This is a genomic window from Bacillus sp. FJAT-27986 (genome assembly GCF_001685035.1).
Taxonomy (GTDB): domain Bacteria; phylum Bacillota; class Bacilli; order Bacillales; family Pradoshiaceae; genus Pradoshia.
This window is the reverse complement of record NZ_MAYV01000001.1, coordinates 383,962-400,974: the sequence shown is the minus strand read 5'-3', so window position 1 is coordinate 400,974 and position 17,013 is coordinate 383,962. Positions and strand designations below refer to the sequence as shown.

At 38.4% G+C, this 17,013-nt stretch carries 17 protein-coding genes and 1 other annotated feature; all 17 genes read left to right on the top strand.

Translation table 11 applies throughout. The features are described 5' to 3' along the window. Nucleotides 1-246: 246 nt before the first annotated feature. The 17 genes from ftsA to uraA all read left to right on the top strand — a co-directional run bounded on the left by ftsA (nt 247) and on the right by uraA (nt 16,988). Nucleotides 247-1,536 (top strand): cell division protein FtsA, encoded by a 1,290-nt coding sequence (gene ftsA, locus A8L44_RS01860; RefSeq protein WP_066100693.1) that lies wholly within the window; start codon nt 247-249, stop codon nt 1,534-1,536. A gap of 37 nt (nt 1,537-1,573) precedes the next feature. Further along, entirely contained in the window at nt 1,574-2,725 is a 1,152-nt protein-coding gene (ftsZ, locus tag A8L44_RS01855; protein ID WP_066100689.1) for a cell division protein FtsZ, read from the top strand. A gap of 381 nt (nt 2,726-3,106) precedes the next feature. Further along, nucleotides 3,107-4,036: a sigma-E processing peptidase SpoIIGA gene (spoIIGA, locus tag A8L44_RS01850; protein WP_066100686.1), complete on the top strand. Its 930-nt coding sequence runs from the start codon at nt 3,107-3,109 to the stop codon at nt 4,034-4,036. Nucleotides 4,037-4,103: 67 nt separating this feature from the next. Next, on the top strand, nt 4,104-4,823 hold the full coding sequence (sigE, locus tag A8L44_RS01845) for an RNA polymerase sporulation sigma factor SigE (protein ID WP_066100683.1): 720 nt from the start codon (nt 4,104-4,106) through the stop codon (nt 4,821-4,823). Between the two features lie 152 nt (nt 4,824-4,975). Further along, complete coding sequence (sigG, locus tag A8L44_RS01840) at nt 4,976-5,752, top strand: RNA polymerase sporulation sigma factor SigG (protein WP_066100680.1); 777 nt, start codon at nt 4,976-4,978, stop codon at nt 5,750-5,752. A 331-nt stretch (nt 5,753-6,083) separates the two neighbouring features. Further along, nucleotides 6,084-6,335 carry a YlmC/YmxH family sporulation protein gene (locus A8L44_RS01835; protein ID WP_066100677.1) on the top strand — a complete coding sequence of 84 codons (252 nt, stop codon included), beginning with the start codon at nt 6,084-6,086 and terminating at the stop codon, nt 6,333-6,335. A 12-nt stretch (nt 6,336-6,347) separates the two neighbouring features. Continuing rightward, nucleotides 6,348-7,214, top strand: a complete 867-nt coding sequence (pgeF, locus tag A8L44_RS01830) for a peptidoglycan editing factor PgeF (protein WP_254654678.1) — start codon at nt 6,348-6,350, stop codon at nt 7,212-7,214. A 4-nt stretch (nt 7,215-7,218) separates the two neighbouring features. Beyond that, on the top strand, nt 7,219-7,893 hold the full coding sequence (locus A8L44_RS01825) for a YggS family pyridoxal phosphate-dependent enzyme (RefSeq protein ID WP_066100674.1): 675 nt from the start codon (nt 7,219-7,221) through the stop codon (nt 7,891-7,893). A gap of 16 nt (nt 7,894-7,909) precedes the next feature. Further along, nucleotides 7,910-8,353: a cell division protein SepF gene (locus A8L44_RS01820; RefSeq protein ID WP_066100673.1), complete on the top strand. Its 444-nt coding sequence runs from the start codon at nt 7,910-7,912 to the stop codon at nt 8,351-8,353. 7 nt (nt 8,354-8,360) lie between these two features. Then, the gene (locus A8L44_RS01815) at nt 8,361-8,621 is read left to right on the top strand and encodes a YggT family protein (RefSeq protein ID WP_066100670.1); all 261 of its coding nucleotides are present in this window, start codon (nt 8,361-8,363) and stop codon (nt 8,619-8,621) included. A gap of 59 nt (nt 8,622-8,680) precedes the next feature. Next, on the top strand, nt 8,681-9,454 hold the full coding sequence (locus A8L44_RS01810) for a YlmH family RNA-binding protein (protein ID WP_066100667.1): 774 nt from the start codon (nt 8,681-8,683) through the stop codon (nt 9,452-9,454). An 86-nt stretch (nt 9,455-9,540) separates the two neighbouring features. Next, the gene (locus A8L44_RS01805) at nt 9,541-10,053 is read left to right on the top strand and encodes a DivIVA domain-containing protein (RefSeq protein WP_066100664.1); all 513 of its coding nucleotides are present in this window, start codon (nt 9,541-9,543) and stop codon (nt 10,051-10,053) included. Between the two features lie 59 nt (nt 10,054-10,112). Next, nucleotides 10,113-10,347, top strand: a binding site (T-box leader). A gap of 69 nt (nt 10,348-10,416) precedes the next feature. After that, nucleotides 10,417-13,191 (top strand): isoleucine--tRNA ligase, encoded by a 2,775-nt coding sequence (ileS, locus tag A8L44_RS01800; protein ID WP_066100661.1) that lies wholly within the window; start codon nt 10,417-10,419, stop codon nt 13,189-13,191. 274 nt (nt 13,192-13,465) lie between these two features. Then, the gene (gene lspA, locus A8L44_RS01795; RefSeq protein WP_066100658.1) at nt 13,466-13,939 is read left to right on the top strand and encodes a signal peptidase II; all 474 of its coding nucleotides are present in this window, start codon (nt 13,466-13,468) and stop codon (nt 13,937-13,939) included. Further along, nucleotides 13,932-14,846, top strand: a complete 915-nt coding sequence (locus A8L44_RS01790; protein WP_066100655.1) for an RluA family pseudouridine synthase — start codon at nt 13,932-13,934, stop codon at nt 14,844-14,846. The genes lspA and A8L44_RS01790 overlap by 8 nt, the downstream gene beginning before the upstream one ends. A gap of 183 nt (nt 14,847-15,029) precedes the next feature. Then, the gene (gene pyrR, locus A8L44_RS01785) at nt 15,030-15,569 is read left to right on the top strand and encodes a bifunctional pyr operon transcriptional regulator/uracil phosphoribosyltransferase PyrR (protein ID WP_066100653.1); all 540 of its coding nucleotides are present in this window, start codon (nt 15,030-15,032) and stop codon (nt 15,567-15,569) included. Between the two features lie 114 nt (nt 15,570-15,683). Continuing rightward, nucleotides 15,684-16,988, top strand: a complete 1,305-nt coding sequence (gene uraA, locus A8L44_RS01780; RefSeq protein WP_066100650.1) for a uracil permease — start codon at nt 15,684-15,686, stop codon at nt 16,986-16,988. Nucleotides 16,989-17,013 lie beyond the last annotated feature (25 nt).

The window sequence follows — 17,013 nt, the reverse complement described above, 5'->3', positions numbered from 1 at the left end:
TATATGCTACAAATTTGACTTTTCTAGGCGTTCATATTGGTGTAGACTTGTAGTTAATAAGGTAATATGAAATAACAAATTGTTTTTCTAAAATATTTCTTATCATTAAAAAACAGACATTCTTTATACATTCTGATATTTTACAGGAAATAACAGGATAATAAAGGGTTTTGGCGAATAGTTGTTTTGTAGGGTTTCAAAAAGCTCAAACATAATATAGATAGCTATTAAAGGAGGTGCCAAAGGGTGCACAACAATGAAATTTATGTTAGCCTTGACATCGGTACATCCACTGTGAAAGTGATAATAGGAGAAATGGAAAATGACTCCTTGAACATAATCGGTGTGGGGAATGCAGCATCTGAAGGCTTGAAAAAGGGTCAGATTGTTGATATAGATGAAACTGTCAAATCCATTCGAAAAGCAGTTGAACAAGCTGAAAGAATGGTAGGTATGGAGATTCGTAAAGTGATTGTCGGAATCAGCGCCAATCATATTATGCTTCAGCCATGCCATGGGGTAGTCGCTGTATCCAATGACAATCGAGAGATTACAGAAGAGGATAAAACTCGTGTTAGAGAACAGGCGGAATTAGTTACAATTCCTTCTGATCGAGAAATTATTGATGTTATTCCTGTTCATTACAAAGTGGATGAAATAGATGAAATAAGCGACCCGAAAGGTATGACTGGAGTTCGCCTTGAAATGAGGGGCGTATTAATTACCGGACTCAGAACCATTTTACATAATACCCTTCGCGCTGTAGAACGTGCAGGTTTAGAAATAACTGATATTGCATTGCAGCCTATGGCGGCCGGCTCACTTGTTTTATCCAAGGATGAGCGTAATCTTGGAATAGCCCTAGTTGATATAGGTGGCGGTTCTACACAAGTCGCTGTATTTGAAGATGGGGAGTTAAAAGGAGCTACAGTTATCCCGCTTGGCGGAAATAATATTACAAAAGATATCAGCATTGTGTTAAAAACACCAACTGATGTTTCCGAACAAATTAAAGTTAGACATGGTCATGCATTTATTGATGATGATGCGGAAGAAGAAACATTCACAGTACCGGTGATTGGCAGCGAAAAACAACAGACCTGCAATCAATTTATCGTATCTGATATTATGGAAGATAGATTAACAGAAATCCTTGAAATGGTAGAAGATGCTATAGTGAATATGGGTGTAACTGATTTGCTTGGGGGGTATGTTCTCACTGGTGGAGTAGTAAAAACCCCTGGTATACTGGATTTAGCACAGAATATCTTGCAAAATCGCGTTCGTGGAGCGGAACCAAATTACATAGGTGTCAGAGAACCTCAGTACACAACTTCTGTTGGTCTTATCACATATGCATGTAACAAAGCCAGATCGCAAGGCTTGAAGTTAGGAGCGCATACTGTTGCTGCTACCAGAGAAACAACAGAAAAGCGTCCGGCTCAAAAACCAGCTCCAAAAGAAAAAGCACCAAAAAATCCGGAAGATAAAGTGAGTACAAAAATGAAAAAATTCTTCGGAGTATTTTTCGAATAAGGGAAACACTTTACCGAAAATAATAGGAGGACTTTCCATGCTAGAATTTGATACAAATATTGATTCGTTAGCAACGATAAAAGTAATCGGAGTAGGGGGCGGCGGAAATAACGCCGTTAACCGAATGATTGAACATGGCTTACAAGGGGTAGAATTTATTGCGGTTAACACAGATGCCCAAGCTTTGAATCTATCAAAAGCTGAAATAAAAATGCAAATAGGCGGTAAATTGACACGAGGACTTGGTGCAGGCGCCAATCCGGATGTTGGAAAAAAAGCTGCTGAAGAAAGTAAAGAACAAATTGAGCAAGCCCTTCAAGGAGCAGATATGGTATTTGTTACAGCTGGTATGGGCGGTGGTACCGGAACAGGAGCTGCTCCAGTTGTAGCTCAGATTGCCCGTGAATTGGGTGCCCTGACTGTTGGTGTAGTGACAAGACCATTTACATTCGAAGGCCGTAAGCGTTCCACGCAGGCTCAGGGTGGAATTGCGGCTATGAAAGAATCTGTTGATACGTTAATTGTTATTCCAAATGATCGATTATTGGAAATCGTTGATAAAAGTACACCAATGCTTGAAGCTTTCCGTGAAGCAGATAATGTTTTAAGACAAGGTGTACAAGGTATTTCTGATTTAATCGCAGTGCCAGGATTAATTAACCTGGACTTTGCAGATGTGAAAACAATTATGTCCAATAAAGGATCCGCTTTAATGGGAATCGGGGTTGCATCAGGTGAAAGCCGTGCTGCTGAAGCGGCTAAAAAAGCTATCTCCAGTCCATTGCTTGAAACATCCATTGACGGTGCTCAAGGTGTGTTAATGAACATCACTGGAGGAACGAACTTAAGCTTATTCGAAGTTCAAGAAGCTGCCGATATTGTAGCATCAGCCTCCGATCAGGAAGTAAATATGATTTTTGGTTCTGTTATTAATGAGAATCTGAAAGATGAAATTGTAGTAACTGTGATTGCGACTGGCTTCAATGAAATTGAACAACAACGTCCGGCGGCAAGACCGAACTTTGGCCAATCACGCCCTGCTCCTCAAACGAATCCAATCAAGCGCGAAGTACCTAAGCGTGAGGAATCTTATACTTCAGAACCTAGCAGAAATAATCAAGTGAGCAGCAATACTGATGATACACTTGATATTCCGACATTCTTAAGAAATCGTAATCGTCGTAGATAATATATTTCATAGAGGAAGATGATGATGTAATAGTAAATTACATCATCATCTTTTTTTGTTTTTGTAAATATTTTTAATGAGCTGATTTGTAGATTCCCGCTGCAGGGTTTATAGCTCATTCTATGGATTTAGTCCGATAGTTCTATTTCAAACATTTTAATTAAGAATCTGATTGATTATCTCAATTCCTTTTTCCACCCCGATAGTTCTAATAGTTCAAATTAAATATGACTGGTGAAATTTTGCAGTAAATCATCGACAAATACTGATGAAAATATAAATAAAAAACGGTTGCACTCTTTACATGAAGCGACAACCTTTTGGATTATGTCAGGTTATAATTTCTCATATGTTCTATTAAAAAAAGTATGGGGAAACAATATGACTATTTATATTGATGCCATTTGGTTTCTCAATTGGGTCTTTGATACAAGTATATTAGTGTGGACTGCGGTTTTACTAAAAAACCAAATAAAATGGATTAGAATGCTAGCTGGAGGATTAGTGGGATCTATGGTTGTTTGGCTATATATCACTCCCTTTTCCTATTTAGCTGATCAAATTTGGCTGAAAAGCATGGTTTCTATTTTCATGGTTTTAACCGCATTTGGTTTTAGAAGTATCCGAGCATTTTTTAAAAGAGTTGTAACTTTATATGCTGTAACCTTTACAATTGGTGGGATCCTCTTAGGCAGTCACTATTTTTTTAGTTTTGAAGTGACTGAATATTTCAACGGATTCACAAGTGGAGCAGGCAGCTTCGGTGACCCGGTCAGTTGGATTTTTGTTATGATTGGATTTCCATTGGCATGGCATTTTTCAAAAAAGCATATTAACATCCTTGATCTTGCCAAGTGGAATAAAGAGCAGAGGGTTACAATGATTGTTGAAATTAATGGCGTTTCATTTGAATCAGAAGGGCTTGTTGACACAGGAAATCAATTACTCGATCCATTATCCGGTTCTCCTGTAGCAATTATTTCACTCTATGGAAGGGAAACAATGATACCTGCGTCTGTATCCAAGTTAATTGACAAAGGGATCCAGAATTTGCATGGCGATTTTGCTGATTTCCCTGATGAGTGGCAAGAAAAAATGAGAATTATTCCGTGTAAGGTTGTTGGGAATGACAGTCAATTGTTAATTGCATTTAAACCAGATGTCCTATCCATTAAAGTAGCCAATGAATGTCGTGAGGTTCAAAAATGTTTAATTTCTTTTACCATGCAGCAATTATCAGGAGAAGGGCTTTTCGATTCCATTGTTCATCCAAAAATGGTACCGGCCGGTGATTCAGCATCTGCCTCTTAATGTAATAATCACTATACTCATTTCAGGAAGAAAATAGACGTTGAGGATTAGGAAAGGGGTTAAACAATTGAGAAATTTCCGCTTTAGACTATCCTATTATTGGACAAAAGTTTTAGTTAAATTAAAGCTTAAGTCAGATGAAGTGTATTATATTGGCGGCAGTGAGGCTCTTCCACCGCCACTCAGTAAGGAAGAGGAAGAAATATTAATTCATAAACTGCCTGCTGGAGATGAAACAGCAAGATCTATGCTAATTGAACGAAATCTTCGTTTAGTTGTATACATAGCACGTAAATTTGAGAATACAGGTATTAACATTGAAGATTTAATCAGTATTGGCACAATCGGCCTTATTAAAGCTGTAAATACCTTTAATCCTGAAAAGAAAATAAAGCTGGCGACATATGCATCAAGATGTATAGAAAACGAAATTTTAATGTATTTACGACGGAACAGTAAAACACGTTCCGAAGTCTCATTCGATGAACCGCTGAATATTGATTGGGATGGGAATGAATTGCTTTTATCAGATGTATTGGGCACAGATGATGATATCATCACAAAAAACTTAGAGACAAGTATTGATAAAAAACTTTTGGCTAAAGCACTGGAACAATTGAATGATCGGGAAAAGCAGATTATGGAACTAAGATTTGGCTTAGTTGGCGGAGAGGAAAAAACACAAAAGGATGTTGCTGATTTACTGGGGATATCGCAATCCTATATCTCCCGTCTCGAGAAGCGAATTATAAAAAGGCTTAGAAAAGAATTTAATAAAATGGTTTAAGGAAGGTGTAAAAAATATTTAGTCGTATAAAAGCTTTATGAAATCTGGATTTTTCATTTAGTCACTATACGGAAATAATTTTCATATGCATATAATTCCCTCCCGCGGAGATACTTTACTTTGTACAGCAGCTCCTGCTAGGAGGGAATGGATTGACACGAAACAAAGTAGAAATATGTGGTGTGGATACATCAAAATTACCTGTTTTAAAAAATGATGAAATGCGAGAGTTGTTTAAACAGATGCAATCTGGAGAATCATCATCAGCACGGGAGAAGTTGGTTAACGGTAATCTTAGACTTGTCCTAAGTGTCATTCAGCGCTTTAATAACAGAGGTGAGTATGTTGATGACCTCTTCCAGGTTGGATGCATTGGTTTAATGAAATCGATTGACAACTTTGACTTAAGTCAGAATGTAAAATTTTCTACGTATGCTGTTCCAATGATCATTGGGGAAATTCGCCGTTATTTACGGGATAATAACCCGATTAGGGTTTCCAGATCGTTGAGAGATATTGCATACAAGGCTTTACAGGTCAGAGAGAGACTGATGAGTGAAACATCGAGAGAACCGACATCTGAAGAAATTGCAAAAGCTCTTGATGTTACGTATGAAGAGGTAGTATTCGCACTAGATGCAATCCAGGACCCGGTGTCATTATTTGAACCTATCTACAATGATGGAGGCGATCCAATTTTTGTAATGGATCAGCTCAGTGATGAGAAGAGTAAAGATAGCACATGGATTAATGAGATTGCATTAAAAGATGGCATGCGCAGGTTAAATGAGCGTGAGAAAATGATCCTTAAGAAACGTTTCTTCCAAGGGAAAACGCAAATGGAAGTTGCTGAGGAAATCGGAATTTCACAGGCACAGGTATCCCGCTTGGAAAAAGCGGCTATTCGCCAAATGAATAAAAATATCTAGCTGCTGATTAATGAACTTATAATTAAATATGTATTGCCCTTAAGCTATCCTCGTTTGCAGGATAGTTTTTATTTATATTTAAGCCTATTTATTATAGCTGGGCCTCCAATCCTTATGTAAAAAAAGGAACTCAAAATTCTTGCATCACCTGCATCTGTTATTAAAGATTTTATGGTTTTGTAGATAGCCAGATATGAAAGAAACTAAATCCTTTTTTTATAACGTTCAAGATTTGATGGATAGGAGGGCGTGCCAGAGAGAGAAGTTCTTTATTGTTCTTTCCATTCATATAATGCCTGTAACTACAGATCCCGAGTGGAGGAGATAGAGTATGATTAAAATTTCTGAGTTACAAGTCAAAGATATCGTAAATACATTCGATGGAAAACGATTGGGCAATGTTGAAGATATTGAAATTAATCTAAGTACTGGGAAAATAGAAAGTATAACGGTAGCAAACAGTAAAATGCTTTCGTTTTTAAATAAAGAGGAAGACACTGTCATTCCGTGGTATAAAATTAAAATGATTGGAGAAGATGTGATTCTTGTGGAATACAAGGGATACGGAAGTTTTAATGAATAGAAGAAGAAAATTATGCGGGATTATGATAAAATGAAAGAAAAATCGAGGGGTATTAGCTTGGAACCATTTGTTCGTTTTTCCGAATCATTATTGTCGATAAAAGATTGGAAGGATCGGCATCCAAATTTATTGGCGGGATTTACTACGAAGAACGGAGGCATCAGCCATTTTCCGTTTCATTCGATGAATACAGCTTTTCACGTCTTTGATTTGGATGGAAAAGTAATAGAAAACAGGCGTATTCTGGCTGACCAGCTCCATTTTCCTGTTGAAAGATGGGTTGGAGCTGAGCAGACGCATGAAGCTTCTATTTTGAAAATTGAAAAAAGTCATGCCGGGCTTGGAGCTTTAGATTATAAAACAGCATTAAAAGCAACGGATGGTTTATATACAAAAGAAAGCGGAATATTACTGACGCTTTGCTTTGCGGATTGTGTACCCGTATATTTTATGGCGCCAAACCATCATTTGATTGGGATTGTACATGCGGGCTGGAAGGGGACGGTTGCCGGCATAGGTTCATCTATGATTGATATCTGGAGACAGGCTGAAGGCGTACAGCCTGAAGAGATATATGCTGCAATAGGGCCATCTATTTGCCAAAACTGTTATACTGTCGACAAAAAAGTAATTAACTATTTAGAGGTTATACTAGAAGAACAGACAAAAACCGCTTATAATCAAATTACGGAGAATCAATATCAGCTTGATTTAAAGCTGGCGAATGCTTTAATTCTTCAGAAAGCCGGTATTTTACCAGAGAATATTATGACAACTGGTTTTTGTACAAGTTGTGATGATTCTTACTTTTTTTCTCACCGACGTGATGAGGGGAAAACTGGTCGAATGTTGGGGTTAATCGGCTGGAAGGAGGAGTAGGATATTGGAAGTGACGGAAAACCTGCAGATCATTCATGAAAAAATCGAGAGTGCTGCAAAACGTGCAGGTCGTAATCCACAAGATATACAAATAATTGCTGTTACAAAATATGTTTCAACAAAACGTGCTCTAGAAGCCTATAAAGCTGGAATTAAAAACTTTGGTGAAAACCGCCCGGAAGGATTAATAGCCAAGCAAGAGGGTATAAAAGAACGACCAGTTTGGCATTTTATCGGTTCGCTTCAAACGAGAAAGGTAAAAACGATCATAAACCGTGTGGACGTTCTACATTCTCTTGATCGCTTATCATTGGCTGAAGAAATAGAAAAGAGAGCCACTCGCCCGATTGACTGTTTTGTTCAGATAAATGTAAGCGGAGAAGATACTAAACATGGAATACAGCCTCAGGTTGCAATTGAGTTTGTACAACAGCTTGCTGAATTTGAAAAAATTAGGGTAATGGGACTTATGACGATGGCTCCTTTCACAGATGATGAAGAAGAAATACGTACTTGTTTCCGTAAACTCAAAGAATTGCAAGTAGTGATACAAAATATGAAGTTGCCCAATGCCCCATGCACAGAACTCTCAATGGGTATGTCTAATGACTATGAAATCGCCATTGAAGAGGGTGCAACCATGGTTAGAATCGGAACTGCCTTGGTAGGGAATGAATAAAAGAGAGGTGTAAATGATGTCTATCGTATCAAAAATGAAAACGTTCTTTGCACTCGAGGATGAAGAATATGAGTATGAGGAACAATATGTTGAAGAAGAAAAAGTTCCGGCAAAAGTGAATAAACATGATCAGCAGCAAAAACAACAAAATATAGTGAGTCTTCAAAGCATACAGAAATCTTCTAAGTTAGTATTGCTGGAGCCAAGAGCGTATGCAGATGCTCAGGAGATTGCCGACCATTTAAAAAATCGCCGTGGGGTTGTTGTGAATTTACAAAGGATTTCACCAGACCAGGCTAGAAGAATTGTTGACTTTTTAAGTGGGACAGTCTATGCAATCGGTGGGGATATTCAGCGTATCGGGTCAAATATATTCTTATGTACCCCTGATAATGTTGATGTTTCAGGTTCCATCTCTGGATATGCTCAAGAAGATGAACTGGAGGATATAAGGTGGTAAGTAAATAATGGATATAGTTTTTTATATACTTTATAAAGCAGTAGATATATATTCCTGGGCCTTAATTATTTACATATTAATGTCGTGGTTTCCAAATGCAAGGGATACAGGAATTGGAATGTTTTTAGCACGCATATGTGAGCCGTTTTTGGAACCATTCAGGAGAATTGTACCTTCGCTCGGCATGATTGATATTTCTCCAATTATAGCGATTCTTGTGTTAAATATGGCACGAGTAGGAATCTCCGCGTTGGCAGGCATTTTTTAAGAAGAATGTTAGCTCCCTTTCAAAACAGGGAGCTTTTATATTTTAGCTGGAGGATGTAAATGGATATTTATCAGCATTTTCGTAAGGAAGAAAGAGAATTTATCGATCAGGTGCTTGGATGGATTGATCAAGTGCAGGAGCAATATGCCCCTAAACTGACAGATTTTCTTGACCCCAGAGAATCAGAGATTGTAAGGATGCTAATTGGTACAAATGGAGATGTACTTGTTTCCTTTTTTGGAGGAAGCAAAGCGGCCGAGCGGCAAAGAGCGCTCCTCTATCCGGACTATTATGAACCGCAAATCGAGGATTACGAACTGACCATTTATGAATTGTTTTATTCTGCAAAATTTACGACACTGAAACACAGGCAGATTCTTGGCACGTTAATGTCTGTTGGCTTAAAGAGAGAAAAATTTGGTGATATATGGATTGAAGGCGAGCGAGTACAATTCGTTGTTGCAAAAGATGTAGCATCCTATCTGGAGATGAATATATCTAAAATGGGCAATGCGGGTGTAAAGTTTCAGGAAATACCTGCTGATCAGGCCATGACTGTTACGGAACAATGGAAGGAATGCCAAGTGACAGTTTCCTCCATGAGAATTGATACGATATTGTCGGCTATCGCCAATATTTCGAGGCAAAAGAGCCAAACACTCGTACACCAGGGGCGTGTTAAGGTAAACTGGAAACAAGTCGATAATCCATCATATGAAATCAGAGAAAGTGATGTGTTATCCACTCGTGGGATAGGGAGAATGAAGATATTTTCCATTGAAGGAAAAACAAAGAAAGATAAATGGAAAATAAAGTGTGGTATACAAAAATAATCAGGAATTTAGAAGGAATATCACCATTACTGTCGAAAGCATAGTATAATAATTAAGAGAAGAATCAGTATTCGGAGGTGCAGTCTATGCCATTATCACCGCTAGACATACATAACAAGGAATTCGGCAGAGGATTCCGCGGTTACGATGAAGATGAAGTAAATGAGTTTCTTGACCAAATAATTAAAGATTACGAGTTGGTCCTTCGAGATAAGAAAGATCTTGAAGCTAAAGTGGAAGAGTTGGAACAACGCCTTGAGCATTTCTCCAACATTGAGGAAACGTTGAATAAATCAATCGTCATTGCTCAGGAAGCCGGAGAAGATGTCAAACGAAATTCTCAAAAAGAGGCTAAATTGATTATGAAGGAAGCAGAAAAAAATGCTGACCGAATTGTCAATGAGGCATTATCTAAAGCAAGAAAAATTGCTATTGAAATTGAAGACCTTAAAAAGCAATCTAAAGTATTCAGAATGCGTTTTAAAATGCTTGTTGAAGCCCAGCTTGATTTATTAAACAGTGAAGATTGGGATAAACTTCTTAAATATGACGTGGATGCCACTGAATTTGATATCGACCTGAATGAAGAAGAAATGTAAGGTCTTGACTTTATCGTAAGTTATTGAATATAATATTTTAACAAATCTATTCAAAAAATGATAAAACGAAGACGGGAACAGTACATCAGATTATACTTTTTGTAGCGAGCCGGGGAAGGTGGGAGTCCGGTAAAAGAATCTGGATGGAAGATCATCCCTGAGTCTGCTTTTGAACCCAGCTTGGCTGGCAGTAAATAGCGGCGAGTCATTCACGTTACGAATACCAAGAGGAATATTGTCAGGCAATATTCTAAAAGGGTGGTACCGCGGAAATATAGCCTTTTCGTCCCTTTACCGGGATGAAAAGGCTTTTTTGTATTTATTTATGAAAATAGTTTAACCGAAGTTTAAGGAGTGAATGGAATGGAATTTAAAGACACATTATTGATGCCTAAAACAGAATTTCCAATGCGTGGGAATTTACCAAAAAGAGAACCGGAAGTTCAAGCAGGTTGGGAAGAAAAAAATATTTACAAATTAGTACAGGAGCGCACGAAGGACCTTCCTAAATTTGTGCTGCATGACGGACCTCCTTATGCGAATGGAAACATTCATATCGGGCATGCAATGAATAAAATCTTAAAGGATTTTATTGTTCGCTTTAAATCAATGAATGGTTATAATGCGCCATATGTACCAGGTTGGGATACTCATGGTTTACCAATTGAAACAGCTCTAACTAAAAACAAAAAAGTAAATCGTAAGGAAATGACAATCGCTGAATTCCGTAAACTTTGTGAGGAATATGCTTATACACAAATTGATCAGCAGCGCACTCAATTTAAACGTTTAGGTGTAAGAGGAGACTGGGAAAATCCATACATCACACTGAAACCTGAATATGAAGCTGAGCAAATCAAAGTTTTCGGTGATATGGCGAAAAAAGGCTATATCTATAAAGGATTAAAACCGGTTTATTGGTCTCCTTCCAGTGAATCTGCACTAGCTGAAGCGGAAATCGAATACCACGACAAGAAATCAGCATCTATCTTTGTTGCATTTGATGTGAAGGACGGCAAAGGAGTAGTGGAAGAGGGAGCGAAGTTCATTATTTGGACAACGACACCTTGGACCATTCCAGCTAACCTTGGAATTGCTGTTCACCCACGCCTTGATTATGTACTTGTGAATGTGGATGGTACAAAATATATTGTGGCTGAAACATTATTGCCTTCCGTTAAAGAAACACTTGGATGGGAGAATGCTGAAGTTGAGAAGACTGTTAAAGGTGCTGAACTGGAATATGTAGTCACTAAACATCCATTGTATGACCGTGACTCACTTGTTATTTTAGGAGAGCATGTAACCACTGATGCAGGTACAGGTTGTGTTCATACTGCGCCAGGACATGGTGAAGATGACTTTATCGTAGGTCAGAAATATAATCTTGGAGTACTCTGCCCAGTGGATGGAAAAGGCCATATGACTTCTGATGCTCCTGGATTTGAAGGATTATTCTATGATAAAGCAAACAAAGAAATCACGGATAAACTCGAGGAAGTCGGTGCTCTGTTAAAACTTGATTTCATTACACACTCTTATCCGCATGATTGGAGAACGAAAAAGCCAACAATTTTCCGTGCAACTGACCAATGGTTTGCTTCAGTTGATGATATCCGTGAAGACCTATTGCAGCAGATCAAAGAAACTAAATGGGTACCTGCATGGGGTGAAACGAGATTATTTAACATGATTCGTGATCGTGGAGACTGGTGTATTTCCCGTCAGCGTGCATGGGGCGTACCGATTCCGGTGTTTTATGCAGAAAATGGTGAAGCAATCATTACGGATGAAACGATTAAGCATGTATCCGATTTATTCCGACAATACGGTTCCACTGTTTGGTTTGAGAAAGACGCAAAAGATCTTCTCCCAGAAGGCTTTACACATGAAGGCAGCCCTAATGGCTTATTTACGAAAGAAACAGATATTATGGACGTATGGTTTGACTCTGGCTCCTCCCATCAATCAGTTCTTGAAGCAAGAGAAGATTTGAGAAGACCAGCTGACCTTTACCTCGAGGGTTCAGACCAATATCGTGGATGGTTTAATTCCTCTTTGATCACGTCAGTTGCTGTTACTGGTAAAGCTCCTTACAAGGAAGTATTAAGCCACGGATTTACACTTGATGGAGAAGGCCGTAAAATGAGTAAATCCCTAGGAAACACAATTGACCCATTAAAAGTTATTAATCAAATGGGTGCAGATATTCTGCGTCTTTGGGTTGCGAGTGTCGATTACCAGGCTGATGTACGTGTTTCTGATAATATTCTGAAACAAGTATCCGAAGTATATCGTAAAATTCGTAACACATTCAGATTCCTGCTTGGAAACCTGAGCGGATTTAACGCAGAGCATGATGCTGTTTCTTACGAAAATCTTCGTGAAGTGGACCAATATATGCTCATTAAGTTAAATGATTTGGTTGATCAGGTAAAACAATCCTATGACAATTATGAATTTGCTGATATCTATAATGGTATCAATAATTTCTGTACACAGGATTTAAGTTCCTTCTATCTGGATTATGCAAAGGATATTCTATACTGCGATGCGGAAAACAGTGATGGCCGCCGTGCAATTCAAACTGTACTGCATGAATGCGTTATGAAGCTAGTTAAATTGATTGCTCCTATTCTGCCGCATACAGCTGATGAAGTTTGGACTTTTATCGATGATGCTGATGCAGAGAGCGTACAATTAACAGATATGCCGTCGGTTGAAAATTATCCAAATAGTACAGCTGTTAAAGCGAAATGGGATTTGTTCATGAATTTACGTGATGATGTCCTTAAAGCGCTTGAAGAAGCAAGAAATTCAAAAGTAATTGGTAAATCATTAAATGCGAAAGTAGCATTGTATGTAAGTGAAGAAACAAAAGATTTGCTTGAAAGCATTGAAGAAAGCCTTGAACAATTATTTATCGTTTCTTCAGTGGAAGTTGCCGGATACATTTACGATGCACCGGAAGAAGCTATTAAGTTAGAGCATGCGGCAATTTTAGTCACAAAAGCAGATGGAGAAACTTGTGAACGTTGCTGGAATATCAGTGAAGAGGTTGGTACAATTGAAAAACACCCAACTTTATGTGAACGCTGCTCCACAGTGGTAGTTAACGAATATCCAGAACTCGGATAATCGAGTATTTTAAAATGATAGAGAGCCGATTTCCTGAGTGCTTATGCAATCAGTGAAAAGTGAGGTACACTCTCATTTGAAGAGCTTTTATGTGTGGGCAGTAGAGGTGATAGACCGACCTGCTCCAAAATACTGGGATGCTATTCCTTCTATAGGCCCTTTCATCTATTCGAAAGGGCCTGTATTTTTGTTAAAGTTTTAAAACATTTGTTAGATAGATATGCTACAATTTGTTAGGCAGTATGTACATTTTAAGCAGGCAGGGGGCAAGCTTATGTTATATATGTATTATTTGATTGCGTTGCTCATTATCATGATTGACCAATTTACAAAATGGTTGGTCGTTAAGTATATGACCTTAGGGGAGAGTATACCAATCATTGAAAACTTTCTATACATCACCTCGCACAGAAACCGAGGGGCGGCATGGGGAATTCTTCAGGGACAAATGTGGTTTTTTTACATCGTAACAACCGTGGTTATTATTGGAATTGTCTTTTACATAAGAAAATTCAGTACCGATAAGTTGACGGGGATATCCCTTGGACTTATTCTTGGGGGAGCGATTGGTAATTTTATTGATCGGATTTTCCGCAATGAAGTGGTTGATTTTGTGCATACGTATATATTCTCATACAGTTTTCCTGTCTTTAATGTGGCAGATTCTGCTCTTTGTATAGGAGTTGGATTATTGGTTATTGCTATGTTTATGGAGGAAAAAAGAGCTAAGGAGCTAAAGAATGGATAGTCAAAGACTGATAGTAACAGAAGAACAAAAAGGTGAAAGGCTTGATAAAGTCCTTTCCGTTTTAAATGAAGAATGGTCACGTTCTCAAGTCCAGCAGTGGATAAAAGAAGGGAATATTCTGGTGAATGACAAACAGATAAAGGCAAATTATAAATGTCAGCCTGGTGACTCTATTGAAATCACACCATCAGAGCCAGAGGAACTTGATGTTGTAGCTGAGAACATTCCTCTTGATATTTATTATGAGGATGCGGATGTCATTGTTGTCAATAAACCAAAAGGCATGGTTGTACATCCGGCAGCAGGACATGGATCAGGTACACTTGTAAATGCTTTAATGTACCATTGCAAGGATTTATCAGGGATCAATGGTGTGATGCGTCCAGGTATCGTCCATCGTATCGATAAGGATACTTCAGGATTGCTCATGGTCGCTAAAAATGATTATGCGCATGAGAGACTTGTAAAGCAATTAACTGAAAAAACAGTTACCCGGAAGTATAAGGCACTTGTCCACGGTATCATTCCACATGATGCAGGAACGGTAGATGCGCCGATAGGCCGTGATAAACGAGATCGTCAAAGCATGACAGTAACAGACGATAATTCTAGGCATGCAGTTACACATTTTCATGTACTGGAAAGATTTAAAGACTTTACTTTTATTGAATGTCAGCTTGAAACAGGACGCACTCATCAAATTCGTGTCCATATGAAATATATTGGTTATCCTCTTGCTGGTGACCCTAAGTATGGACCAAGAAAAACTCCTGATTTAAATGGACAGGCTTTACATGCAGCAGTTCTGGGATTTGTCCATCCTAGAACAGAGGAATATTTGGAATTTGAAGCTCCATTACCAGCATATTTTGTCGATTATTTGGAAACTTTAAGAATTGACTGTTGACAAGGATAACAATCCTAAAGTAATATAGATACAACTGAATAGGGTCCTTTAAATACAGTCCCGTGAGGCTGAAAAGGTACGTGAAAACTAATGGAAGATGTATGTCTTTTTCTATGGTTTATTATATCCTTTTGCCTACACGGCAAAAGGATTTTTTACGTTTTTTAGGAAAGGGACGATGATATGTTAGAGAAAGCAATCTTGCTTGATGAAAAGGCAATCTCAAGAGCGTTAACAAGGATTTCTCATGAAATTATCGAGAAAAATAAGGGTGTGAGTGATTGTGTGTTGATCGGTATTCGTACCCGTGGTATTTTTCTTGCTAAACGTCTGGGAGAAAGAATTCACGAAATTGAAGGAGCGGAAATTCCTGTTGGTGAACTGGATATTACCTTGTACCGGGATGATTTAAGCACAAAGACAAAAAGTGGGGATCCACAGGTAAATGGATCAGATGTATCATTTAGCTTAAAAGATAAGAAAGTCATTCTGGTTGATGATGTTTTATATACTGGCAGAACGGCGAGAGCAGCTCTTGATGCTCTTATAGATATTGGCAGACCGGCTCAAATCCAATTAGCTGTCCTGATCGACAGAGGGCACAGAGAGCTTCCAATCCGAGCTGATTATGTAGGCAAGAATATACCTACTGCAAAAAATGAAAAGATTGTCGTCAAATTAAAAGAAATGGATGATGGTGAACAAGTCTCCATTTTTGAATAAAAAAACCTTTTTAATTCAGTCCTGTGAGGCTGAAAAGGGGAGCATGCGATATTTGCTTATGCAAATAATCATCTCCCTTCGAAACCTATTAATTTCATCAGGGAGGCAATAATTATGACTTCTACAGAAATAGCAAACAATCCTCAAATAAGGTACGATGTCAATGAAAAACCTACTCCGAAGCAATGGTTTATATTAAGCCTGCAGCATTTATTTGCGATGTTTGGTTCAACCATTCTTGTACCGATTCTAACAGGGCTGGATCCTGGAATTGCCCTATTGACAAGCGGTATAGGTACACTGGTTTACATTCTGATCACCAAAGGGCAAATACCTGCTTATCTTGGTTCATCCTTTGCCTTTATCTATCCGATTACTTTACTAAATGAAAGCAGCGGTGTTGGTTCTGCTTTAGTAGGCGGCTTTTTGATTGGACTTGTTTATGCACTCGTTGCTTTATTAGTTAAAAAACTAGGCACTAAAACCATCCTAAACTTTTTACCGCCTGTAGTCGTAGGTCCTATCATTATGGTAATTGGTCTTGGTCTTGCCTCAACAGCAGTCAATATGGCCATGTATGAAAATCCGAATGCAGAAGTGCTTGTTTACAGCACAAAACATATTACGGTTGCCTTAATTACACTTGCCATCACGATCATATGCAGTGTAGTCTTAAAAAACTTTTTTTCACTGATTCCAGTATTAATCGGTATTATTGGTGGTTATATTACAGCCCTCTTCTTTGGAATTGTAGATTTCACTCCGGTAAAAGAAGCAGCCTGGTTCCAGCTTCCAAACTTCACGATGCCATTTGTTGATTATACGCCAACGTTAAGCTGGGAGATTATTCTGGTTATGATTCCGATTGCCATCGTCCCTATATCAGAACATATAGGTGATCAATTGGTTATTAGTAAAATCGCAGGACGTAATTTTGTTGAGAAACCAGGATTGCATCGCTCATTGTTAGGAGATGGAGTATCCATTATGATTGCCTCTTGTCTTGGTGGTCCTCCGAATACAACCTATGGAGAAAATATAGGTGTTATGGCTCTTACACGGGTATTCAGTGTGTATGTTATAGGCGGAGCGGCAGTCTTTGCAATCCTGTTCGGATTTATTGGAAAAATTTCAGCCCTTATTCAATCCATTCCATCAGCTGTGATGGGTGGGGTATCCATTCTTCTGTTCGGTATCATAGCATCAAGTGGTTTACGGATGTTGATCGACAGCAAAATCGATTTATCTAAAAATAGAAACTTAGTCATATCCTCTGTCATTTTAATCATTGGTGTAGGTGGTGCAATGCTCAAAATCACCGATCATGCCTCCATTTCAGGAATGGCATTAGCCGCCATTGTAGGTGTCATCTTAAATCTTGTACTTCCCGGTAAGGAAACCAGCGAAAGTCAGGGTTGATAGTAGATCCAACAAGTAAAATACA